The sequence below is a fragment of the Undibacterium paludis genome, assembly GCF_022568815.1.
In the GTDB taxonomy this organism is placed as follows: domain Bacteria; phylum Pseudomonadota; class Gammaproteobacteria; order Burkholderiales; family Burkholderiaceae_D; genus Undibacterium.
This window is the reverse complement of the sequence record NZ_JAKZHX010000022.1, coordinates 36244-59082: the sequence shown is the minus strand read 5'-3', so window position 1 is coordinate 59082 and position 22839 is coordinate 36244. Positions and strand designations below refer to the sequence as shown.

Annotated in this window: 20 protein-coding genes; 7 read left to right on the top strand and 13 right to left on the bottom strand. The window is 52.7% G+C overall.

Annotated elements, in window-relative coordinates; genetic code table 11:
- Positions 1–23 precede the first annotated feature (23 nt).
- Positions 24–656, bottom strand: a complete 633-nt coding sequence (locus LZ463_RS27250) for a phosphorylase family protein (protein WP_241459477.1) — start codon at positions 654–656, stop codon at positions 24–26.
- Between the two features lie 13 nt (positions 657–669).
- Positions 670–1191, bottom strand: coding sequence for a hypothetical protein (locus LZ463_RS27245; protein WP_241459476.1), 522 nt, complete (start codon positions 1189–1191; stop codon positions 670–672).
- A gap of 361 nt (positions 1192–1552) precedes the next feature.
- Between LZ463_RS27245 and LZ463_RS27240 the strand changes: the two genes are divergently transcribed.
- Positions 1553–3292 (top strand): DUF4214 domain-containing protein, encoded by a 1740-nt coding sequence (locus LZ463_RS27240; protein WP_241459475.1) that lies wholly within the window; start codon positions 1553–1555, stop codon positions 3290–3292.
- A gap of 200 nt (positions 3293–3492) precedes the next feature.
- Here the strand turns inward: LZ463_RS27240 and LZ463_RS27235 are convergent, their stop codons facing one another.
- Positions 3493–4071 carry an RDD family protein gene (locus tag LZ463_RS27235; RefSeq protein WP_241459474.1) on the bottom strand — a complete coding sequence of 193 codons (579 nt, stop codon included), beginning with the start codon at positions 4069–4071 and terminating at the stop codon, positions 3493–3495.
- A 394-nt stretch (positions 4072–4465) separates the two neighbouring features.
- Here LZ463_RS27235 and LZ463_RS27230 point away from each other — a divergent pair, with 394 nt between their 5' ends.
- Positions 4466–6418 carry a methyl-accepting chemotaxis protein gene (locus LZ463_RS27230; RefSeq protein ID WP_241459473.1) on the top strand — a complete coding sequence of 651 codons (1953 nt, stop codon included), beginning with the start codon at positions 4466–4468 and terminating at the stop codon, positions 6416–6418.
- A 137-nt stretch (positions 6419–6555) separates the two neighbouring features.
- Here the strand turns inward: LZ463_RS27230 and LZ463_RS27225 are convergent, their stop codons facing one another.
- Positions 6556–10080: a patatin-like phospholipase family protein gene (locus LZ463_RS27225; protein WP_241459472.1), complete on the bottom strand. Its 3525-nt coding sequence runs from the start codon at positions 10078–10080 to the stop codon at positions 6556–6558.
- A 342-nt stretch (positions 10081–10422) separates the two neighbouring features.
- Positions 10423–11232 (bottom strand): alpha/beta fold hydrolase, encoded by an 810-nt coding sequence (locus tag LZ463_RS27220; protein WP_489686156.1) that lies wholly within the window; start codon positions 11230–11232, stop codon positions 10423–10425.
- Between the two features lie 143 nt (positions 11233–11375).
- Between LZ463_RS27220 and LZ463_RS27215 the strand changes: the two genes are divergently transcribed.
- Complete coding sequence (locus tag LZ463_RS27215; protein WP_241459470.1) at positions 11376–11699, top strand: hypothetical protein; 324 nt, start codon at positions 11376–11378, stop codon at positions 11697–11699.
- Here the strand turns inward: LZ463_RS27215 and LZ463_RS27210 are convergent.
- The 8 genes from LZ463_RS27210 to LZ463_RS27175 form a co-directional block, all read right to left on the bottom strand.
- Entirely contained in the window at positions 11683–12135 is a 453-nt protein-coding gene (locus tag LZ463_RS27210; RefSeq protein ID WP_241459469.1) for a hypothetical protein, read from the bottom strand. The genes LZ463_RS27215 and LZ463_RS27210 overlap by 17 nt on opposite strands.
- Positions 12136–12284: 149 nt before the next feature.
- The gene (locus tag LZ463_RS27205) at positions 12285–12602 is read right to left on the bottom strand and encodes a hypothetical protein (protein WP_241459468.1); all 318 of its coding nucleotides are present in this window, start codon (positions 12600–12602) and stop codon (positions 12285–12287) included.
- Positions 12589–12984: a lysozyme inhibitor LprI family protein gene (locus LZ463_RS27200; RefSeq protein ID WP_241459467.1), complete on the bottom strand. Its 396-nt coding sequence runs from the start codon at positions 12982–12984 to the stop codon at positions 12589–12591. Before LZ463_RS27200 ends, LZ463_RS27205 begins: the two co-directional genes overlap by 14 nt.
- 75 nt (positions 12985–13059) lie before the next feature.
- Positions 13060–13545 (bottom strand): arsinothricin resistance N-acetyltransferase ArsN1 family B, encoded by a 486-nt coding sequence (locus tag LZ463_RS27195; protein WP_241459466.1) that lies wholly within the window; start codon positions 13543–13545, stop codon positions 13060–13062.
- Positions 13546–13563: 18 nt separating this feature from the next.
- A complete protein-coding gene (locus LZ463_RS27190) occupies positions 13564–14778 on the bottom strand; it encodes an MFS transporter (RefSeq protein ID WP_241459465.1) in 1215 nt (404 codons plus the stop codon).
- Between the two features lie 36 nt (positions 14779–14814).
- Positions 14815–15696, bottom strand: coding sequence for a sterol desaturase family protein (locus LZ463_RS27185; protein WP_241459464.1), 882 nt, complete (start codon positions 15694–15696; stop codon positions 14815–14817).
- Positions 15697–15744: 48 nt separating this feature from the next.
- Entirely contained in the window at positions 15745–17205 is a 1461-nt protein-coding gene (locus LZ463_RS27180) for an FAD-dependent oxidoreductase (protein WP_241459463.1), read from the bottom strand.
- Positions 17206–17378: 173 nt separating this feature from the next.
- On the bottom strand, positions 17379–17693 hold the full coding sequence (locus tag LZ463_RS27175) for an ArsR/SmtB family transcription factor (RefSeq protein ID WP_241459462.1): 315 nt from the start codon (positions 17691–17693) through the stop codon (positions 17379–17381).
- Positions 17694–18209: 516 nt separating this feature from the next.
- Here LZ463_RS27175 and LZ463_RS27170 point away from each other — a divergent pair.
- From LZ463_RS27170 to LZ463_RS27155, 4 genes are all read left to right on the top strand, one after another.
- A complete protein-coding gene (locus tag LZ463_RS27170; RefSeq protein WP_241459461.1) occupies positions 18210–20186 on the top strand; it encodes a coiled-coil domain-containing protein in 1977 nt (658 codons plus the stop codon).
- A gap of 128 nt (positions 20187–20314) precedes the next feature.
- Positions 20315–21367 carry a coiled-coil domain-containing protein gene (locus LZ463_RS27165; RefSeq protein ID WP_241459460.1) on the top strand — a complete coding sequence of 351 codons (1053 nt, stop codon included), beginning with the start codon at positions 20315–20317 and terminating at the stop codon, positions 21365–21367.
- Positions 21368–21553: 186 nt separating this feature from the next.
- Positions 21554–21940: a hypothetical protein gene (locus tag LZ463_RS27160; RefSeq protein WP_241459459.1), complete on the top strand. Its 387-nt coding sequence runs from the start codon at positions 21554–21556 to the stop codon at positions 21938–21940.
- A 425-nt stretch (positions 21941–22365) separates the two neighbouring features.
- Positions 22366–22716: an ArsR/SmtB family transcription factor gene (locus LZ463_RS27155; protein ID WP_241459458.1), complete on the top strand. Its 351-nt coding sequence runs from the start codon at positions 22366–22368 to the stop codon at positions 22714–22716.
- Positions 22717–22839 lie beyond the last annotated feature (123 nt).

The following is a 22839-nucleotide window of genomic DNA, read 5'->3' as shown; positions in this document are numbered from 1 at the left end:
ATTGCTGACGGGTGATTGTTGCTTTATTGATTGGCTTCGTCAATCAGCTCATCAGCTGTCATCAACTGGTCTATCAAGTCATTCAGGGCGGTTGTCATGGCTTTGATGGAGCCTTGCATGTCCCATTCGTCATTGTCGACATTGACGAAATTGGAGACGGCGCGCAGTTCCAGGAAGGGCTGGTCTTCTTTGAGGCAGGTGTAGAAGAAGGCGGCGCCTTCCATGTTTTCCAGGTCGACAAATTCGGTGTCGACGTAGTGGGCCATGGCGGCGTTGAGGCTCATGCTGCGCGCCAGTCGCAGGCCGGTGCCGGTGTTGTCGGCGGGCAGCCAGGGACAGGTGAGTGTATGCCTGCGTTCAAATTCCATATCGATGGGCAGGTGGGCCAGGTGGGTGAAACCATCGGGGGTGAAAAAACCGAGGTCGCCTTCGACTTCGCTTTCTACCAGGGCCACGTCACCGATCTTGAAGCTGGAATGCGGGTAGGCGCCGGCAATGCCGGCCATGATGAGCATGTCCGGCTCATGCTCGTAGATGGCGCTGAGGGTGGCGTGGGCCGCAGCCGTGAGGCCGACACCGCAGATGATGCTGATGACATCATCACGCTGGAACAGCCTGGCTTCAGTCTGGGTAGGAAAGAGGACGACGATTTTCATGATAGGGTCCAAATCAGCTTTTATTCATTGCAGCCTGCGCAGGAGTGGCAGACTGAGCTTGCAGGTTCTTCCTGTCTATGCGCGCTTCCCAGGCCAGCAGCAGGCAGGCAAACAGCAGGGTCTGGACGACAATTTCAGGAAAGTGCGTGAAGAATAATTCAAGATTGAAGCCAGTGGTGTAAACCAGGGCTTCCATCGCGCCATTGATGCCGCCGACCGCACCGATAAAGACCAGGGTGGCGGCCAGGATCAGGCCGCCCCATTTGCCCTGCTTGAGCAGACTTTGCCGCAACGGCAGGAAGACAAGGCCATGCAGTATGCCACGCAATAGCTGGGCCGGTAAAATCCAGGTCTGGACAAACTGGCCGCGCGGATCGCGCAGACCCGGCACGGCATGATCACCTTCCCACATGCGGTAGGCATACGGGCGATAAGAGATGGCGCCGATGACCAGGTAGCTGAGGACATGCAGCAAGATGGTGCGGGCAATGAAGTCAGCTGCCGGTTTGAACGTCAGCCTGTTGCTTTGCTGCATGTTGCCTCCTTCATGGTGAATGAAAAAGCCTGGATAATGCATAGTTTTTATTTTATCAATTGTCAGATCATAACTAAATAGAATTGACGGGCTTTTTCGCCCCTGTTGTGTGAATTGTGTGCAAATGTTTTGGCATATACTGCTTCAATCAGGCTTTTGCCGTCTGGCAAGTCAGGTATTTGCTATTGGTCAAGTGCCGGGAAGGGCATGTATTGGTGGGGCTTATCAAGGCATATTGGCAGCTAATTGGTCGCCGTGAGACTGAAACTTTGAGAAAATTTGCCGTAAACCAAGGCAGGCTTGATGTTTCCTCTATGAACATTTGCTGCAATGTGTGCCGCAAACCAGCGCAGGTGTAATAATGGCTAAAACGAACAAGGAATTTGTCACTGGCCTGTTCCAGATATTATGGGACAGGCAACCCGACCAGCAGTTGGTGGACCAGTATGCGTCCCGCATCGACTCTGGTCTGCTGACACGCGCTGGTGTCGAATACAGTTTTCTGATTGCCCCTGAATACAGCCCGGTGGCAGAGCAGATTGTGCGCCTCTACTTGGCTGCCTTTAACCGCATCCCCGACACCGACGGCTTCACCTTCTGGATGGGCGTGCACAGGAACGGTGGCAGCAACAGCCAGATTGCCCAGGTGTTTGCCCAGTCGGAGGAATTTGTCTCCAAGTATGGGGCCAATCTCAGCAATACCCAGTTTCTGGACCTGATCTATAAAAACGTGCTTGGCCGTGCTGCTGACACAGCGGGCCGTGATTACTGGGTAGAGCAGATGAACAACGGCATGGCGCGCGGCGAGATCGTCAACCAGTTTGCCCAGTCGCCGGAATTCAAGATATCTGCTTCCACCAAGGTCTATGCCAGCGTGGTCTATACCACGCTGCTGGGGCGCATGCCCACCGCCGCCGAAGCAGCGGCAGCGCCCACCAATGTCGAGCAACTGGTGCTCAAGGTGGCGGCAGCGTCAGAAGTGACCCAGACCTTTGGCAACATTTCTTATTCAGCGCCGTCCTTCAATGAAAAGCAGTTGAACGACGGCACCATCGCCAACAACATCGTGCTGACCCTGACTGGCGACACCTTCAAGGGCAATGTCGGTGCGACCCTGGGCAAGATCACCAATACCCCCACCGGTCTGACCGCCAGCCTGACCAAGACTACCGATACGACGGCGACGCTGACACTGATCGGCACCGCCACGGCCCATGCCAGCGCCAACAATGTCAGCAACCTGACGGTGACGCTGGACAACACGGCCTTTACCGGCGGCAAGGCGGCCAATATTCTCAATGCCACCAAATCAGACTTGCAGATCAACTATATTGACATCCCCCTCAATGAAACCGGCCATGTGCTGGGCGGCAAGGGCGCACTGACCACACCGCTGCTGGTGGACCTGAACAGTGATTTGCTGACCCTGGACAGCAAGCCGCTGGCCCTGCTCAGTGGCGACATCAAGCAGGTGGACCATGTGGACCTGAGCTCGGTCGCACCGGCGACGACATCGACCACCACAACCGGCGGCAGCAAGGTGACGGTGACGACCACCATCAAGGGCGATGCGGCCAACAATATGCTGATCGGTTCGTCCTACCCGAATTTTTTTGATGGCGGTGGCGGCAACGATACCATGCAGGGCGGCAGCGCCGTCGATACCTTTGTCTTTGGCATGACGCCGGTAGCCAACGGCCTCGACACCATCTATGGCTACACCATAGGCAAGGGCGGCGACGTGCTGAATTTTTCTGCCTTTCTGAACAAGACCGGCACGACCCATATCGCCGCCGTCAATGCCGCTGCCACGACGCCCAAGGCCTGGACCAATGGCGACGTGCTGACCGTGCAGGGCAATAACCTGGACACGACCAAGATCGCGGCGCTGTTTGGCGCGGGCAAGGCGTTTGCTGCGCCCACGGTGGCCAGCAAGATGGTGGTGATCACGGCGGACATCATCGGTGACGCCAGCATCTGGTATGTCATCAATCAGTTGGACGTGACCAACATCACGCCCGATGAAGTGGTGCTGGTGGGGACACTCAAAAACGTCAACAACCTGAGCCTCGTTGGCTTTGATGCGACCAATTTCCTGTAACAGTGGCGGCGGGCAGGCCCCGGTAATACCCATGCAGGAGCGGCTTTAGCCGCGAAGGCTTGCGCAATAAGGATTCAATCGTACAATGATGTGGATGCGCCTGCGCCTGCGCCTGGGGTTGGGCTGATAAAGCTTTAGCCCAAGCTACGAGATGATAATGAACGGGGTGATGATGAATGGCGGTGGGATTGCGCTTAACCTTACATCACCCGCACGACCTTGGTCTTGGCCAGCATGTCGCCCATGCGCAGCTGGCTGCGACCGAGGAGGAAGATCCAGTCTATCATCGTCAGCACCATCAGATTGCGCAACAGTGATTGCGGCAGGTTGCATGGCTGTTCGGTCTGGGCGTCCACCACGCGGATATGCATGATGTGCTTGCCCAGGCTCTGGCCGCTAAAGCCATCCTTGAGCAGGAGGTAAGTGAAGAGCAGGATGACCAGCACGCGATTGGTCTGCTTGAACAGAGTGGGCATGAACACCGTGATCACCAGGGCCGACACCGCCAGGATGACGGCAATGCCGATGGTGTCAATCAGCGCCGCCATGGCGCGGCGGTACAGGCCGGCCCTGGCCTTGTCGACGCCATGAGCAAGCAGCTTCGCATACTGCTCACGTTGCGCCCGCAAGGCGGTCAGGTCGACGCCGCGTCGGGACAGGATGTCCTCGATCTCGGCATAGTCCTCATCACCCAGGGTTGGCTGTATGCCTATACGGAGCAGTTCCGCTGTCTCTTTGGCGAGATAGCTTTGCGGCATGGGGGCAGTCAGTGCATTCATGGTTCGATGATTTAATGGTTCGAGGGTTCGGTGGTTCGACGGTTCAAGTCATTGATAGATAAGGATAATTTTAATCATAGTGCACGAGCGAACCAAATTCTTGTAAGGATGTTTCAACATTTTACAAATGCCCGCACTTGCCTGGTGGCATCATGGCGCAGGGGTAGATTTTTTTGGGTGACAGCACAGTCATCAGGCAGAATGGTGCAAGCGTAATCGCCAAACAACGAAAATGCGCGCAGTAACGCAAAAGGGAAGGGGAAATTGTGGCTAATTTGCAACTCCTGGCCTGATTTCTCGCCCGTATAATGATTTTGCCGTTGTTTGCTGTCGTCCGCCGTTCCAGACTTTACTGCTACATTTTCCACCTTTGACCAAGCATGGGAGAACTGGTATGTTTTTTTCGTCGCTACGCAGGAAGCTGATCAGTATTTGTGTCTCCATCGTCGTGATCGCCATGCTGGCCATGGTGGTGGCGAACTTCTTTACTACCCGCTCGCGCACCATGGAGGCGCTCAACAGCCAGTTGTTCCAGCTGTCTGAAAGCCATGCCAGCGCGATTACCGAGTGGGTCAAGTCCAAGCAGGCGGCGGTGGCTTCGTTAAAGCTGGCGGCAGAATTGCCAGAGCCGCTGGGCGCCATCAAGGCCGGTGAAGTGGCTGGCAGCTTTGACATGGCCTATATCGGGTTTGCCGACAAGCATGCAGTCTTTTCACAAGACCGCAAACGGGCGGCAGACTATGACCCGACCGCCAGGCCCTGGTATATCAAGGCCAGCGAAGCGGGCGGCCCCATCATCACCGCACCGTATATCGGCGCCAGCACCGGCAAGCTGGTGGTCACCTTTGCTGACCCCATCGGCGCCAAGGGCAGCATCAGCGCCGTAGCGGCGGCCGACGTCATGCTTGATGCGGTTACCAGCAATGTCGCCTCGATCAAGCCGACCCCGGCCAGTTATGCCTTTTTGCTCGATGGCAGCGGCAAGATCATCGCCCACCCTGACCAAAAGTTGACTCTGAAACCCCTGAGTGACCTCGACGCCAGCCTGACCACGCAGTTGCTGAGTAGCACAGAAGCATCCAAGCAAAGCAGCACCGTGCACCTGGGCGGGCGCGAAGGCATGCTGTTCGTCACCAAAATCAGCGGCACTGACTGGCTGCTCGCCACCGTGCTTGACAGGGCAGAAGCCACCCAGGCGCTGACGGCCATGCTGACCGCATCCGCCGTCACCGCCATCCTGGTGGTGGCCCTGGCCGCTGTTGTACTGACCGCACTGGTGTCGCAGGCACTCAAGCGGCTGCAACTGGTGCGCGACGCCATGGCCGATATCGCCACCGGCGAAGGCGACCTGACGCGCCGCCTGGCCGGTGACGGCAGTGACGAACTGGCGCAGATCAGCGCCGCCTTCAACCGCTTTGTCGACAAGATCGCCTCGGTGCTGGTCGATATACGCGCCACCAGCGGTTCTGTCAGGCTGGCATCAGGCGAGATTGCCGCCGGCAATGCCGACCTCTCTGCTCGCACCGAGAGCCAGGCCAGCTCACTGGAAGAAACCGCCAGCTCGATGGAAGAACTGACCTCTACCGTCAGGCAAAATGCTGACAATGCACGCCAGGCCAACCAGCTTGCGGCCTCTGCCGCCACCGTGGCGGGCAAGGGTGGCGAAGTGGTGTCGCAGGTCGTCACCACCATGGATTCGATCAAGGATAGTTCACGCAAGATCGTCGACATCATCAGCGTCATCGACGGTATCGCCTTCCAGACCAATATCCTGGCCCTGAATGCCGCCGTCGAAGCTGCCAGGGCTGGTGAGCAGGGGCGCGGCTTTGCCGTCGTCGCCAGCGAAGTACGCAACCTGGCGCAACGCTCGGCCACGGCCGCCAAAGAAATCAAGGCGCTGATTGATGATTCCGTCGTCAAGGTCGATTCCGGCGCCAGACTGGTTGACGATGCCGGGCAGACCATGGACCAGATCGTCACCTCGGTCAAACAGGTGGCCGACATCATGAGCGAAATCACCGCCGCCAGCCAGGAACAAAGCTCAGGCATAGAAGAAGTCAATCACGCCGTCACCCAGATGGACGAAATGACCCAGCAAAACGCCGCCCTGGTCGAACAGGCCGCCGCTGCTGCCGAAAGCCTGCAGGAACAGGCAGAACACCTGTCGCAGATCATCAGCATGTTCAAGCTTGATGATGCCCAGGCTGCCGCCAGCAAACCCCAGCCAAGCACAACACGGATTGCACCAGCCCCTAAACCTGTTCCCAAGCCTGTATCAAAACCAGCTCCGCGAGTAGCGGCACCCAAGGCGGCCAGCAAGGCGGATGATGAGTGGGATGAGTTTTAACATCCGCCGATGATCTTTTTTTAGGAGGCTGGCCTATTTTCCTGATGACGCAGTTAGTGCGGAGTCCGCTTTGGGGCGGCGGACTCCGCGTGTTTTTCTGGCCGTCACATCTGTTCAGTACGTGACGTCAGTTCAATCTACTTCTTTTTTTCTCTATACACCATAATCCAGGTGATCAGACCCAGGGAGAGCAGTATGGCTGCATTTACTCCAGCGACCTGGAACTTGAGTGCGGCAAACGGGTGCGCCAGCATGATGTGGTAGCTGATCTTTTCAACAGGATTATCCACGGCGATCATCAATATGAAATTTTCAGCATAGTCAATCGCTGCACCCGCGAGAGGGACTAAGCACATTACAGGCGTGAACCAAGCCCTGAGCTGGCTTTGGTCTGCAATCAGTATATTCCGTATCAGCAGAAAACCTGAAATGAACAAACCCGTGTAAGCGATAATGAAGAGATTGTCGGCAATGAGGTAGGCCAATACGAAGGTTTTTGCGTTTTTTTCTTGTGGCTCCATTACCTGTGAGGGGGTGGGGCCATCGCATACAGGTTGAAGTGTTTTGGCATAAAGTAATGTGATACAGGTTGATGTATCTCCACCCTTGAATGGCAGTTCAGGAAGCGCCCAGGATTTGAACAGAGCCAGGGATAACATCAAAGCCAGCGTGGCGCTCGCAAACCGCCAAAACCAAGTCCAGGAAGAATTTTCGGTTTTGGTTTTGATTTTGATTTGGCTTTTGATTTTGCTTTTGATTTCGCGCCAGAACGAGGTCCATGAAAACTTTGTGGTGCTATTTTGGGCTGCTTTGTCGGTCTTATTTTCCTCCGTGTATGCCTTGAGGGCGACATCAGGGAGTGTGTTGCCAAATGCAGAGATACAGTTTGTACCTATATGCAAACCCAGCCTGCGGTAACTTTCAAACTGGCTTTCACCAAAGAACTGGTCCACCGTTGTTTCTTGCGGAAAGCTTGGATTACGTTGTTTATAATCGAGAATGTCGACGGGCTCGGTTTGCTGGTGGCAAACCGTGGGTTTGATGTAAATGATCTGACCATTTTCCCAACCCCCTCCATAGATGATATCTCCTTTGCAGAAAGCTGTTTCAGGCAGGTTTTTATCTGTGCCTCTGAGTGTGGTCAGATTGAGAGAAATCTCGACACCGAAGTCTATCCTGCATTGACGAATTGCCTTGGCAAGGACTTCGAATCCGCGGTCAGGATCTGCTGCTGCATCTACAATCCAGATAACGGCGCATCGTCTTCGCACCAGTTCGTAGATGCCGGTATTGTCAAAATGTCCGCCGTCGGAAAGACAGACGAAGCTCGATTCTTCGTTCGAGTAGCCAAACAATTCTTGTAACAGAGAGAACAAGCCAAAGCGTGGGCCAGGGTGTTTCCATTTGTTTTTTGCCGGATTGGGGCTCCATCTTCCCAAGCGGATATTGAGCAAAGTCATGACAAACGCCAGTACCGGGCTTGAGGCTTTACCCATGTTGGGGCTTGCAGCTGCTCCTGAAGTTGCCATCGCCATGCCCAGGCTGAAGCCATGTTCTTCCAAGTCGGCTTTGGCATAACCATTTGTTGTCCTGAAGCCGGGATGAGGCTGGCTTGTGCTGTTACTGGGATGCGTCGTTTCGCCCTGGGTTTTCCCCAGTTCATATCCGCAATAGGCTGGGGTCAGGAAAAAAGAGGCAGCTTTTCTCTCTTGCCAGGCCATGTTGTCACCCTGCGTGAGATTCAGTGTGGTATTGATAATGTGAATTGGGCGCTGGATGACCTCTTTTTGTTGGTCGCCCTCTTTTTTTATCATCGCTGTCAATGCTATGTCGTCCTTGTCATCCAGTCCGGTAAATGGGTGCGCATGGCGACTTGGGTTGCTGGCGCCCAGATAACAACGTATCAGGCGGTTTTTATACATGTTATGCAGGGAAAACTTGTTAACATCGACACGCCAGCCAAACAGGAGCAGTACAAGAAGTGAGAATAATGCTGCTATGGGCAGATAATTTGTCGGGCCCAGTTTCAATTCCAGAAGTTGTTTCAACTCATCAAAGTGAGCATTCACGAAAACCGTGGGAGACGTATTTTTTTCCTCATTTGCTTTTATCTGACTGTTGATAGTAATGTGCTGGCCAGACAAGTCGACATTGATCTTGCTGGTCCCGTGTGAGGTAGGGACGTGTGATTTTTCTATGCCTGCGGATTTTGTGAGTGCAAGCTCAGTCAGGAACGCGATGGCGATGACCAGACCTACTGAAAAAATGACGCCAGCCACGCTGCTCAGTAGTTTGACCCGCATGCGATCAGACTCCGAACCTGGTTCTTTCTTGGGACTGAAGAAGACGCCATATAAACTTGCCAGCCATCCTGCACTGAGAGCAGTTTTACCCCATATCCCAATTTCAAGAACAAGCCACTCTGCCAGCGCTGCAACATAGAAAGAGCATGATGTCAGCACAAACCATACCAGCCCTATCGTTATCAGCCACGCATTCATCCTGCTCCACCATTCACGTGTTCGCTCAAAATAGACCCGCCCTACCAGTCCGACAAAGATAGAACCGGTGAAACCGAATGTCACCAGAAAAGCGGTTGGTCCAAAAGTGATCAGGGCAGCGTACAGATGTGTGTCGTCAGCGAAGATAAAGAGATCTTTTGCATAAGCCAGAACACCAGCGGCAACGGCCAGTGATATGCCACCAGCCATGACGAAGATGAAAGCTTCAAAAACATATTGCCGGATTTCCTTCCAACTGGGGCACTTAGGAAAAAATTTATAGATGACAATAAGCAGCCAGATCGCCCACATCAGCAAGAAAAAAGTAGCAAGCAAACAGATGAATAACCTGGTTTCCGGTGGCGAACCTGCGGTACCAAAAAGCCATATACTTCCGGCTAGTCCTGCAAAGGTAGCAGGCAGCAAAACGGTTAACGCCACTCCATTTGTCGTGGTAAACCAGGATTTCTTTTCACCTGAAGTATTTTCTGCATACTGGAAATTAAGCATCATGACAGTCGGCATGAAAAAAATCCCACCCCATGCAGCGGCAATGCCCAGCGCCGGGCGGTAGTCCTTCACCAGTGCCTCAACGACAGGCATCATCAACTTGGGCAACAAAAAAAGAAAAGAAAAAAAAGCCAGAATGATGATGAGGTTGAGAGTGACATTGCGCAACCAGATGCTGATCATGGTCAATGAATCTGCTGACAAGAGGCCGACTTGCGGCGTCAGGTAATTGCTGTAACGCCTTAACCAGTTGACTTGGGGAGGTTCCTGATTTGAAAGTGATTTCTCATGACTGCTTCCCACTTTCGTCAGCTCTGCCTGTACATTTGCCAGACTGGAGCGATGTATCCACGCCGTCAGCCACGAACCGATATAGCCGCCCCCAGATACCGTCGACAGATAGTCAAACGAAGCTAGCTTGCCTTTGGAGGCCAGTGCCTGAAGAATGCCGAGGTTAAATGTGGCGCTGCGAATCCCGCCGCCTGATAGGGCCAAGCCAACAGATTGTGGTTTTTTTCCCAGGAAGAATGTGGATTCGTCCAAGCCCAGAGATGTTTGTTCGGACGACTGCACCGTTGCAAAATAAACCGCATCTTGTGCGTTTTCTCCTGAACCCTGTTTGTCGTCTGTTGATGCATTGTCGCTGGTCATGGGAACCTCTTTATTTTTTGATTGTCAAGATCAAACCTCATGCTGCTTTTTTGGTGCGGTCGCCGCAATTCCTGTTATTTCAGATGCGCTTATCCAATATGAATGATAAAAAATTGATAACAGTATTTGCGATACTACCGCGTTGCCCCTTTTGGGTGGTTGTTAATATGACTAGCTTTTTCAATATTTAAAGAAGTGTTGTAAAAACAGGCGGATTTCTTGTCGGATGACAAGATTGGGGACGCGACCAGATGGCGAGCTGCGTACTGGCGGCCATCAGGATTAGTGGCATGCGATGCTTGCACCGCACCAGCGCTGTTGGTCAACGCTGCTGACTTGCTTTCAAGAATTGCTGTCGAGGAACCGGCCGACCCTGCTGACTACCCAGTCTTCTTGTTCCTTGTGCGGCACATGCTGTGCGCCGGCGATGATGTCCAGCTGCGCGGGGCCGCTGGTGAGGGTGGCTATCTGTTGCGGGTGCAGGCTTGATCCGTACTCGTCATGTTCACCATGCAGCACCAGGGCCGGGCAGGTCACCAGCGGCAGCACTTCACGCAATGACCAGTTGGCAAAGGCGGGCGATAGCCAGGTAGTGATCCAGGCGTGGAGCACCCATTCCGCCTTGTCGCCATGGTAGCGGCGCAGACGGTCCAGTGCGCCCGGTTCCCGGAATTGCTGCTGCGCCTCGATGATGCCGGCGCGCGTTTTGTCCTCGACAAAAGCCTGGGCTGATTCGGTGATCAATGCGTCACAGGTGTTGGCATGGCGGGCGGCAACATGCACGGCCATGCCGCCGCCGACGCTGTGGCCCATCACCACGAAGCGTTCAAAGCCAAAATGCGCCTGCAATGCCGGGAAATTGCCGGTCGCCTCTTGCGCGATAAAATCCATGCCCAGCACATCGCTGCGTGCATCAGACTGACCAAAACCCAGCCTGTCATAGGCAATCACCTGCCTGCCGGTCTGCGCGGCCAGCAGGGCAGGAAAAGTGCGCCACAGGGCAACGCAGCCCAGCGAGTCATGCAGTAGCAGAATGGGCGACTTGCAATGACCCTGCCTGTCTGCGGCTTGCCAGTTGCGGGCGTACAGGCGGCCTGCATCGGTTGTTATCCAGTGTTCTGTCATTGGGGATGTGTCATTGCTCATGATCATTTATGCATCCTGAGATGATATCAGCAAGTTATCTTTGCTGGATGTGGACATGCATTGGCTTCCGCAAAAGCTGGGCTGTCAGACTGGCATCAGCGTACAATAAAGAATTCTCATGAACGTGCTGCGCACCGCATTGATATACCATGCTGATGCATACTGTTTTCAAGCGCCATCTTTGTCCGCAATGCCTCGCCGACTTGCGGTTGACACCACCAGTACCAACCAGGCATCGCTGGTATAAACTGGTCAGACGGGTGTGCGTCGACTGCCCGTCTTGCAGGACACGGCTGGAGCGCCGTTTCCTCGATATTGACCTGGGCTTTGCAACAGCCTTTACTGTAGGCATGGCTGGCGCGATGTGGGGACCGGGCAAGCCGTTATTGCTGGCAGTGATGCTGATGTTCGGTCTGAGGTTGCTCGCGGGGCGTTTTTGTTCTGTGTATGTACTGGCTAAAAAGCAGGATTAGTGCAATCTGTTTTTATCAAATCAGGCTTGCCCTTGTTGTCAGGACCATTTGCAAGCTGTGGTTCTGTAATTCCACATAACTCCTTGCGTATCTTGAGAGCCAGTACTCCCATACCTACACCGATGCCGCGATTATGTTCGCAGGTGTTTATCTGCGCAGTGACGTCAAGCCAGGCCTCTATGGTGACAGCTGTCTGACCTTGCTTGTCAGTTTCTATTTCAAAATCGATGAATTTTTCTTCCTGCGTCAGCAATGTGCCAAGCAGCATGTCCGGCATCCATGGCAAGTCCATGTCGAGATCTATGATGATACTTTTGTCCCAGTCTACGCCATGTGACATTCCCACTTCATACAGTGCTGGTGGCAGCAGACGGCTGCGCCAGTAGCTGGCCTCAACCCTGATGCCATGTTCGGTCAGGGCATTTTGTTCCTGCACATTTTTCTGCCTTTTGTTTTTGATGCGTTCAATGTCAGAGAATTTTTTTGTCACAATCATCAACTCAATTGCCTGTTACAAAAGAAATTTCTACTCGCAGGTCTGGTTTGATGTGGACCCGGATTCTCAAAAAATTGTCTGGCATTTTGCTATGTGCATTCTTCATTCAATATCTTCCCTGTGAATTCGAGATATTGGCCGCGTTTGTCATTCACGGGAACGATGTCTTTGCAATCGAGTATCTCCGTATGGAATAACGGTGCAAGCTGGCCGGGCACAGTGACGCTTACGGTGACATCGGCATCATTGATATCATCAATCAGTGTAATGGTGGCCACCGGCGAATGAAAGACATAGGTCATGCAATGAAATTCATCTTCTGACAGTTCAGACGCCAGTGTCAGGATGTCGACGTAGTTTGAACGGTTTTTACCTGCCGCTATATATTCCGCCTCAGTTCTTCTCATACTCCTCCAGATCCTTGATACGTCGTTCAGTATGGGTTTGCATGCAACCTATGTACATCACGCCGCGTATGGTGCCGCTGATGTGGTACTGGTAGACGGCGTTGCAGTCGGCTTCGCGGAACTTGAGCCAGGCGCGCTGGGCTTCGATCAGGGTGGTCTTGGATGCCTTGTCGAGGTCACCGGCGGCGATCTCTTTGTCGAGCATCTTCATCACGCGCTGGTAGACGGCGTTGAGTTTTGCTTCTACCTTCTTTTGCTCGATGGAGGCGCACTCATTGATTTCGATGGTGTTGGACGCCTTGCTGCAATCAAGGGCAAGGGCGAACTGGCTGGCGCAGGCCAGGGTGATGAAGCTGGTGATTTTGTACAGGAGATTGCGCATGGGGAGCCTGTTGGTGAAGGTAAGCGAAGGTAGTATTGTAGTGCAGTTGGCCCGGTTACCCTGATTCGATTCAATTCAAGGTAGCAGCAGCTCCCAGTAGGCCACATCCACCCATTGCTCAAACTTGCGACCAACCTGTTTAAAGTGTGCGACCTTTTCAAAGCCGAAGTGTTCATGCAGGGCGACGCTGGCTGTATTGGGCTGGGCGATGCCGCCTATCACGACATGGATGCTGCGCTGGCGCAAATCGTCCAGCAGGGCCTGGTACAGGCGTTTGCCGATTCCCTTGCGTGGATGTTGCGGCGATACATAGACCGTGCTTTCAACGGAAAACCGGTAGGCGCTGCGTGCACGCCATGGTGTGGCATAGGCATAGCCGACTACTTCGCCATCGAGTTCTTCGACGTACCAGGCCAGGCTGGCGCTGACTTCGCTGATGCGCCTGGCCATTTCTTCTTCTGTCACCGGGATTTCTTCAAACGTGATGGTGGTATTGGTGATGTAGTGGTTGTAGATGGCGATGATGGCTGCGGCATCGCTGGGGGTGGCGGGTCGTATCATGCAGGTTCTTTCTTCAATTTAACTGGGTTTGGCCTGTGCTGCGGTTTGGTCATGGTTGACGGCGGCCAGGTAAAAACACAGGGACAGCACGGCAAATGCAAGAAGCAGGCCAAGTACCGGGCCGGGCGTGGGGGAAAACTGGACCAGGGCAGCGATCACCAGTGGCCCGGCAGCTTTGGACAGCAGGGCGGGGCCGGCGAGTGCACCCGAGATGGCGCCGTAGTTCTGACTGCCAAACAGGGCTTGCGGAATGGTGCCGCGCACGATGGTCACAATGCCATTGCTGAGCCCGTACATCAGGCAAAACAGGGCCACCATCGCGCTATATGATCCCAGCAGCATCAGGGCCAGCATGGCCAGCGGCAAGAGAGTAAAGCAAAACAGGCCTGTCGTTTGTGGTGAGGCGCGTTTGGCGAATGTCATTTCACCGATGCGGCCCAGCACTTGCGCAGGGCCTATCAGCGCGGCCATCATGACGGCAAAATCCAGTTTGTGGCCAAGCTGTTTGAGCAGCGGAATCAGGTGTACTGACATCGCCGAAAAAACAAAGCTGTTGGCAGAAAATGCCAGGGCCAGCTTCCAGAAGGCCGGGTGGCTGACCGCTTCGCGCAGGCTGTAGTGCTGTACCGCCTTTGCATGGGGCGATACCGGGTTATCATGCTTGCTCCTGGGGGAGGGGAGCAGCAGGTGCAAGGGCAGGCAGACCAGCAGTTGCGCCAGGCCATACACCAGGTAAGTCGTGCGCCAGCCCCAGTGTGCATTGAATAGCTGGGTCAGTGGCCAGAAGACGGTGCTGGCAAAGCCGCCAAACAGGGTCAGGGTGGAAATTGCCTTGCGGCCAGCAAGACCAAACTCTTTGTTGATCGTTGCAAAGGCGGCTTCGTACAAAGTCAGGGCCATGGCCAGGCCCAGCAGGGTCCAGGCCAGGACATAGGTGAGCAAGCCATGGCTCTGGCTGAGCAGTATCAAGCCGACGCCACAGGTCAGGGAGCCTGTACCCATGACCAGCCTGCCGCCGTAGCGGTCAAGCAGGATACCTGTGGGCGTCGAAGCGAAACCTGCCACCAGCAGGCTCCACGAAAATGCACCAAATACTGATTCTGCACGCCAGCCGAGTTCACTGCGGATTTCTGGCGCGAGAATGGCAAAGGCATAGTAAAGCGATCCCCAGGACATGACTTGCGTCGTCGCCAGTATGCCTATGGTGCGCCAGCCTGATGGTGTTGTCTGCATCTTGAAGAGCGATATATTCTTGTACCTTGGGTTTGTTCATTTGCAGCAGTGTGGCGCAAACATCGACGCGATCTGCCTGGCATAAGAGTATGAACCAGGATAGCGGCTGCTGGCAAACAAGCCTATCTGCCGGGGTCCAGCCTGCCTTGTCGGGAAATAAAAGGTGCCAAACACCCAGTCCCAGATCAGGAAGGCGCGGCCATAGTTATGATTGGCTTCTGTAGTCTGGCTGGAATGGTGCCAGCGATGCACTTCATTGGTGCTGAAGACATAATTCCATATCCCGTTCTGGAGCGGCAGATTGGCGTGTTGCAGCATCAGCACCGGTTGGCTCAAGGCGACATAGGCGAGCAACACCTCCGCAGGTGTGCCGATCAGCATCAGGGGGAAGACGGCCAGAAGGTAGTTCACCAGGTGGTTCAGCGGATGAAAGCGGAAATTATTGATCGTATACAGACGTTCGCTGCTGTGGTGCATGGCATGCAGCCACCACAAGCGCCGCGCCGTATGATGCCAGCGATGCGACCAGTAACTGCCCAGTTCCACCGCGAGGCCTGCCAGTATGACCTGTACCGTAAAAGGCAGTGAGACCGGGAATAAATGCAGTCCTGCGGGCAGTTGCAGCCAGCCGTACAGGGACAGAACGAGTACTGGCCCGGCCCACTTCAGCAAGGGTTCAATAATGCCGACCAGGATGCCTGTGCTGGCAATGTCTGTTGCCAGGTCGCCCTGGGCAAGATTCCAGCTTGCCTTGTAGGGCATCCAACGTTCCAGTAATGAACTCAAGGCCACGATGATGACGCCAGACAGCAGTATCGCCAGCTCGGCATTGCCCCCTTGTGCCCGCACATGTAGGAACAGTAAAAAACTGCCGAGCACGGCGGCAGGGAAAAAAGTTCTCGATATCAGGTAGCGCATGTCAGCCCTCATGGGTAGTCAGAAGTTTCGTCGTTGAAAACAAGATACTCAGCCGCAGCAGCCTGTCGCCTCCTTCGGCTTTGCCATTGCTGGAGTCACAGTCGCAGTCGGTTTTGCACAGCCACAACCGCTGTTACCTTTGTCTTTTTCCTGCTCGTCAAGCAGGCAGCAGGCGCTGGCGTCTTTTTGCGCAGCACCGCCACAGCAGCCGGTCGTTGCTGGCGCCGTGCCCAGTACCGATGACACACTGCAGATGCCGGTTTCAGGCAGCGCCAGTTCCACTTTGTCTGCCGCGGCCATATCATTGGCCAGAGCTGCAACCACTGAGCGCACCTGTTCATAACCTGTCGCCATCAAAAAATTAGGAGCGCGACCATAACTCTTTGCCCCCACGGTGTAATAGCCGGGTTCAGGGTGCGCCAGTTCACGATGCCCATGCGGGCGCACCGTGCCACAGCTATGCAGGTTGGGATCGATCAGGGGGCCGATGGCGGCGGCGCTTTCCAGCCAGGGGTCCAGTTGCAGACGCAATTCGCGCGTCATGGATAAATCGGGGCGGGCGCCGGTTGCTACGATGATTTCATCAAGCTGGTCGATGGCGGTATGCGCATCTCTGCCGTTGTTGTCGGTAACGCGGATTTTGCCTGGCGCCACAGCGGATGTCTGCAAGCTGTGCACATGAAAACCCGGATGGACTTCCAGGCGGCCATCTTGCTGCAGGGCGCGCAAGCGCTTGCCAAGCTGCCCGCGTGCAGGCAATTGATCGGCATCGCCGCCGCCAAAGACCTTGCTCAAGTCATTGCCTCGCAGCGCCCAGGCGATCGACGTCGCAGGTTCTTGCGCCGTCAGTTCACCAAGCGCAATCAGATTGCCAACTGCGGAATGCCCGGCACCGACCACCAGTACCCGCTTGCCGGCATAGCGCACACGTTCTGCACCCAGTATGTCGGGCATGCCATAAGCAATGTGGGCTGCCATCGCGGCCTCACCGAGGGCGGGCAGGCCATTGGCCCCCAGGGGATTGGGCTGGGACCAGGTGCCGGCGGCATCAATGACCGCCTGGGCCAGCATGTCGCATTCACCATCTGGTGTGCGTACGCGCAAGACAAACGATGCGCTTTCGCGTCCCTTGGTTTTCAGCTTGTCCATGCCTTGCCGGGTGATGCTCACTACGCGGTGATCAAGATGCAGGTGGGGCGCAATAGACGGTAACTCTGCCAAGGGTTGCAGGTAAGCGGTGATGATTTCCCCGGCGGTTGGCAAGGCTTCCGGCTCGGGCGATTGCCAGCCGGATTCTTCCAGTAGCTTGCGTGCCGCATGCGCCATGTTGTAGCGCCAGGGGGAGAACAAGCGCACATGGTGATAACTGAGCAGATTGGCTGCAATGCTGTGGTCCGCTTCCAGTATCAGCGGTGTAAAACCACGTTGCACCAGCTCTGCTGCTGCGGCCAGCCCGACCGGCCCGGCACCGATGATGGCGACGGGTAAGCCCCTTGTTTGTGTATTCATCTTACTCTCCTGTAATTCGTCGAATAACGAATAAAAAATTAAAAAAAGTAGAGCTTCTGCAAAATTGTCCCGGCAAGGCGCAATGACGAAGGCAGTACTTTAGTACGACTATTGTTACAGTCCACCAGGAATTACAACGCAGCTGGGGCGGCTTTGCGTAAGTCTGATAAAAATCAAAGGCCTGCGACAAGCTGCTTCAACTGCCTGATACGCTCAGGGTTCACGCAATAGCAAACCCGCTGCTCATCTGACGAACCCAGTATCAGGCCAGCTTCCTTCAAGATCGTTACATGCTGGGAGATAGTGCTCGGCGCCAGCGGCAATATATCCGTCAAATTACCAAAGAAGCACGCACCATAATCGGCCAGATGCTTTAACAGACGCACCCGCGCCGGATGCCCAAGCGCCTTGCACAGGGCGGCAATATCTTCTGCATCCACTTCACCGGCAGCTCCGCCATTTCCGGGCGTGCAACAGGTTTTGCTCATTTTGCTGGGTTTGTTCAATTGGTTTGGCTGGCGCAAGGCTTAATTCGTCATTTAACGAATTAAGGATAAGCAACTGAAGGTGAGGTGTCAAGTAGAACTTGAAGTGACAAACAGTGAGAGGACTGACTTGCCCTGTTTTTCTGGTCGAAGTCATGGTCCACCGGAGGCGCTGCATACAGAGTATTGGTAGCTTGCCATGGCCTGCAGGCCAAATTTCACTTCTCAAATTGAGCTGGTTCAACGCAGCTCCCCAGATAGTTCTGCTGCTATTCAAGATGTTTTTGATGGTGTATTGCCGAGCCGTCAGTTCTTGTTTCAGTAAGCCGGATTGTCCTCGTGTACCCGGACACTGCAATCCTCATGCGCCTGTATGCCTGACAGTTTGTCTGACGGTTCTATTTGCTCAAATCGACAATCTTGGCTTCTCTTACGTTGTTCTTACGACAACATGAAATAATGTCATTTTATATATTTCTGCGGGCTTATAGACGCAGCTATCTGATTTTGGAGATTCTTATGTCAGCAATTGTATTGCACTACGGTCCTGGTGAAACTTACTCACTTGAGGAGATGCCGGCCATAGAGAGTGAAATCGTAAAAGACAGCATCAGTAAAATTCTGGGACATTTGAATCTGGATGAATTGAGCACCAATCTTGAGTTGGTCGGGGCGTTGCTGAAGCTTGCTTATAACGGTGTTGCAGGTTTTGAAGAACTGGAAAAACCCATGCTGGTTCTACATGAACAATTTGGTCATGCGTGCATGGAATCGCATGTCGGCATGACGAAGTTTTCGAATGTAGCAACCAGTGTCCAGAGTTGCCTGCTGCGTCTGGTTGGACATCTTTATGCAAATAAAATTAACCTGGCGCTTGTGCAGGTAAACAACATCAAAAAATTCGCCAACATGCTGCATAAGACCGCAGTGGAGTTAACGAAAGAATTCCAGGCTTTGGCTCACAAATCAAGAGATCTGGCAGGCGATGTTGGTGTCACGGACGCACAACAGCGCAAATTGCTGAAGAAGATTGAAAGTGACATGAACGAATTGAATAGCGTCATGGCGGGAGCAGAATCTCTGTCAAAAAGCTATGAAGAAATGCTAAAAGATAAGCAAAAGGCGCGTGCGGAAATCGTCGCCAAACTTGATCGTGTGGAAAATCAAGCCATCAGAATGTCGATGATTTCCGCAATAATGGGGCCAATCAGCGAGGGCGTAGGGGCATTTTGCGCAGTCTACAGTGGCGGTGCATTGACTTCATCAATCAAGGCGATTGGTTCTGTCGGGAAGGTCGATGATCAAGGTGGCGGCACACCGAAACCGGGCGAATCTGCCACCGAATTGCAAACGGCCATCAATACTGCAAAGGCCGAACAGGCGAAGCTGGAAGCACAAAAGAAAAAACTGTCGACGGATATCAGCAAATTGGAAGAGCAGCTTGAAGACTTCAAATCCAGGCAGCCGGGTGATGGCAAGGAAAAGGATAAGAAGATCGCGGAAAAAGAATCCGGAAAAGCGGGGCGTAAAGAGGAGGATGAAGACGAGGGCGATGAGGATGGCGAAGAAAGCGGTTCTGCGTCAAAATCAATAAAAAAGACCAAGTCTGCTCATGACAATGATGACAGCGATGATGACGGTGATGGCGATAGTGATGACCGTGACGACCGTGACGATGATAGCGACGACGGTGACGGCAAGGAAATTACTGATCAGCTTGAGACCAAACGTCAGGAACTGGAAGACGTCAAGAAAAAACTCGATCAGATAGAAGCAGATATTAAAAAGACAGCTGCAGCACACGCCATCGCCGCCGCGGCGGAAGCCGCAAAACGCAGCGCTGAGAATGTCAAGAAAGACCTGTTTTCTCTGGTAGAACAATACAACCAAAGAGTCAGTGACTACGACAAGAAGATTGATGAACTTCAAGAAAACAAGGCACAGCAGATAGCGATCCTCAAGCGATCAGCCGCAAGCATGCAGAACTACAACATAGCAGTTGATGACATTGGTTTTGCTCGCTCTGCACTTTTGGTTGCGCAGTTTGCTTTAAAGAATATCACGGTCTGTTTGAGAGAAATGGAAAAATTTTGGCGCGTCATGGAAGCGCAATGTGAAAAATTGTCTGCCTCTGAAACATTAAGCATTGTCAACGATGAATATGTAACGTACACAAACGAAAACGTGCGTGCTGCGATGGAAGACGACCATGGCTTTCAAAAAGGTGTGGTCAACCTGTATTGCAATTGGGTGGCAGTGCAGAAGATCTGCTTTGATCTCGGTGAAAAATCCGCCAGGACTGAAAAGCAGGTCCACCGTGATTTCAAGACAGTCCTTTCCATAGAAAAACGTCGTGCACTCGCCATTGCAGATAGCAAGAAAATAGGCGGTAAGCTTGATAATCTGCTCGAGAACAATAAAGACTACGCATCCAAATTGAAAAATGAAAACGAGAGCGATGCGATTTCAGAAAAAGAAATTGGTCTCGTCAATTAATGCAGTATTAGCCTAATCAACATGGCGTCAACAGATACTTTCTGACAAACATGTCTGACTTTGCTGATGTCATATCTCGCGTGGTTGAAATGTATCCCTGATGCCATGTGTAATTGCGGAAAATTCCAATGTCTTTGATGAAACAACTGAAGTGGGTAAGCATCTTTGTATTTTTCTCGACCTGGTCACTGGCAAGTGCACAAGAACGTATCGTTGTATTGGTGCAGAAAATGCATCCTGAAATCTTTAAATTAACAGAGGAAGAAATTGACCAACTGACTGTTCGTGTAGATGCCCTGAAAGTATGCATGCAGCAGTCGCCCACTTATGTGGATTTTTCTAACTGTTCAATTGAACAGACCGGTGTTGAGAGTCGCTTGTGGAGTTTGCAGACAACGCTCAATGCCATTAACAAGGTGAATGTTTTTCGGCAAAAAAGGCTGCTCGATGCAATCGCTCATACAAACAATGTTGAGCTTAAAAAGTACAAGTCCAGAAAATCATCCGAGGGAGCCATCAAGGATCTGGAAGCTGAAATTGAAGTGGCTATTGATAAGTTGCGGCAGATTGACCTTGATGCTCAAACCAATCGAGCCTCTATTAATAGTCGCAAAGAACGTATAGGGCGTATTAACACCAGTCTACTGGGGCAGTTGAATCTGCTAAGCCAGGCAGAAATATCCCTGCGTAATCAACTGGCGGCAGAAATCGATGATTTGGCTAAACGACTCAATGATCTTGAATTCAAGCGCATTGAGCAGGAAGAGAATCTACGTGTTTTACATGCAAGTAAATCGCAAAGGCAAATCACGATTGAACGCATCTATGGATTGATGAATTTACTCGACGAGGTTCGTCAGGGCCTGTTTGACTCCAATCAGTCGTTTAACGATCTGATGACTAGTCTGAAATTTTTTGTTAGCAGTGCAGACTTTAAGCTGGATTTGAAATCTGAGCTGGAATTCAGGTATGAGGCCTATCTGAAAATGAAGGCGAAGAACAGGAATCAAATGTTGGAAGGCGACGTCGTTGACAGTCGTTTTTTGGAGACCTATTTTTCCAGCATGAATGATGAGTTAAAAAAGCTAAAGGAGGAAATTTCATTATTTAAAGTAAAGGATAGTATGCAATGCGATCAACTTAAAGAGGCTGGCCCAGTGTTTGGAATCAGTTGTCTGTAGAGATCATCAGTACCTGCTGATCGACACCTCTCTTTGGTGATGAATGATGTCGTTTCCTTGCGAGGGAATATCAATTCTGTAGCAGGCAGGACATTGATCGTGAATGATTTTTATGTAATTGGAATTGACAGAGATATGGGGCTTTATCCATCACAGACCCCAGTCACTTTTTTTGTGGAGAAGTAAATGAAAAAATCGAACCTTATATGGAGTCTTGCTGCTGTGGTCGCCATGATGCTGGCACCTGGATTGGCGTCAGCCGCTTGCTCAGGAAATACAACCACCTGGAAAAAAGAAGGCGGCATAGACAGCGTATGGGAGGAGCGAATTAAATACACTGACCATGCCGGTTTGGCAAAAGCTTACAGCGAGGGAGAGTGTAAATATAAGAAAGGTGTGCATAGAGGTGACGATGGAACGGGCTCACAAATTTCGATTAACAGCGACCATGTGACAATTTGGTATGCGAAATCAAAAAAAGCGAGCTATACATGTCATGTTTATCAACACCCTGGTACTGCTGCTCCGGGACCTAATGTTAAATCTCCTACGACCTGCTACCCGAATCAATAATGTCAGTTTTGAGGCCAGCCAAACCCATCTTGATGGATAACTACAGGTGGTGGTTGTAAAAGTACAATCGGACCAAGTGAGCTTTATTGGAAGCGTGTAGCGGTCGCGGCCTGATCTGGCAGCGACCCGGTTTGCAGACGGCGTTTGCCAGGTCAGATTCAGTTATTCCATGCGGTGATTGTATTGCGCCGCAGTTTCTTTCCGTTAGTCGGATCGCATCTCTGTCACCCTTCAGTGCCTTGGAGTGACAGTGCACGTCTGGACGAACGATGACAACTGAATGAGTATGAAGTCGCGCGTTCAAATAACAACAGAAGAATTGACTTTGAGTATGACGGGTTCTCAGATGCAACTTTCTTAAAAATACCTTTACTTCTATATTTCAATAATTATAGAATTATTGAAATTAATCGGGGATTCAAGACATGGAAACCAAACAAGCCATTGCCGCTCTGGCGGCGCTTGCGCAGGAATCGCGACTGGCGATTTTTCGTCTGCTGGTCAGGGCCGGGCCGGCGGGGATGGTTGCCAGCAAGATCAGTGAAGAACTGGGGATTGCGCCTTCGTCCCTGTCTTTTCATCTCAAGGAGCTGAGTCATGCCGGACTGGTCAGTGGCAGGCAGGCGGGGCGGTTTGTGATTTATGCAGCGCATTTTGAGACCATGAATGGTCTGCTGGTTTTTTTGACTGACAGTTGCTGTGGCGGCAATCCCTGCTCGCCTGTTTCCCTGTCATGTGTGGCTGCGCCGCTCAAGCCTGCGGCTGCCGATGTCTGAGCGCCTGTTGACGATCTTGCTGTGCCTGCGCAATCGGAAGTCATGCGGGGCGCATGCGCTGCTCAACATGCTCATGTACTCAAGTACATTCCGCTTTTTGCACTGCGCTTTTATTACACCGAC

Bases quoted from the DNA above. Each gene is read 5' to 3' on its own strand.
- LZ463_RS27250 (WP_241459477.1), bottom strand. From the start codon at position 656: ATGAAAATCGTCGTCCTCTTTCCTACCCAGACTGAAGCCAGGCTGTTC.
- LZ463_RS27245 (WP_241459476.1), bottom strand. From the start codon at position 1,191: ATGCAGCAAAGCAACAGGCTGACGTTCAAACCGGCAGCTGACTTCATT.
- LZ463_RS27240 (WP_241459475.1), top strand. From the start codon at position 1,553: ATGGCTAAAACGAACAAGGAATTTGTCACTGGCCTGTTCCAGATATTA.
- LZ463_RS27235 (WP_241459474.1), bottom strand. From the start codon at position 4,071: ATGAATGCACTGACTGCCCCCATGCCGCAAAGCTATCTCGCCAAAGAG.
- LZ463_RS27230 (WP_241459473.1), top strand. From the start codon at position 4,466: ATGTTTTTTTCGTCGCTACGCAGGAAGCTGATCAGTATTTGTGTCTCC.
- LZ463_RS27225 (WP_241459472.1), bottom strand. From the start codon at position 10,080: ATGACCAGCGACAATGCATCAACAGACGACAAACAGGGTTCAGGAGAA.
- LZ463_RS27220 (WP_489686156.1), bottom strand. From the start codon at position 11,232: ATGATCATGAGCAATGACACATCCCCAATGACAGAACACTGGATAACA.
- LZ463_RS27215 (WP_241459470.1), top strand. From the start codon at position 11,376: ATGCTGATGCATACTGTTTTCAAGCGCCATCTTTGTCCGCAATGCCTC.
- LZ463_RS27205 (WP_241459468.1), bottom strand. From the start codon at position 12,602: ATGAGAAGAACTGAGGCGGAATATATAGCGGCAGGTAAAAACCGTTCA.
- LZ463_RS27200 (WP_241459467.1), bottom strand. From the start codon at position 12,984: ATGCGCAATCTCCTGTACAAAATCACCAGCTTCATCACCCTGGCCTGC.
- LZ463_RS27195 (WP_241459466.1), bottom strand. From the start codon at position 13,545: ATGATACGACCCGCCACCCCCAGCGATGCCGCAGCCATCATCGCCATC.
- LZ463_RS27190 (WP_241459465.1), bottom strand. From the start codon at position 14,778: ATGCAGACAACACCATCAGGCTGGCGCACCATAGGCATACTGGCGACG.
- LZ463_RS27185 (WP_241459464.1), bottom strand. From the start codon at position 15,696: ATGCGCTACCTGATATCGAGAACTTTTTTCCCTGCCGCCGTGCTCGGC.
- LZ463_RS27180 (WP_241459463.1), bottom strand. From the start codon at position 17,205: ATGAATACACAAACAAGGGGCTTACCCGTCGCCATCATCGGTGCCGGG.
- LZ463_RS27175 (WP_241459462.1), bottom strand. From the start codon at position 17,693: ATGAGCAAAACCTGTTGCACGCCCGGAAATGGCGGAGCTGCCGGTGAA.
- LZ463_RS27170 (WP_241459461.1), top strand. From the start codon at position 18,210: ATGTCAGCAATTGTATTGCACTACGGTCCTGGTGAAACTTACTCACTT.
- LZ463_RS27165 (WP_241459460.1), top strand. From the start codon at position 20,315: ATGTCTTTGATGAAACAACTGAAGTGGGTAAGCATCTTTGTATTTTTC.
- LZ463_RS27160 (WP_241459459.1), top strand. From the start codon at position 21,554: ATGAAAAAATCGAACCTTATATGGAGTCTTGCTGCTGTGGTCGCCATG.
- LZ463_RS27155 (WP_241459458.1), top strand. From the start codon at position 22,366: ATGGAAACCAAACAAGCCATTGCCGCTCTGGCGGCGCTTGCGCAGGAA.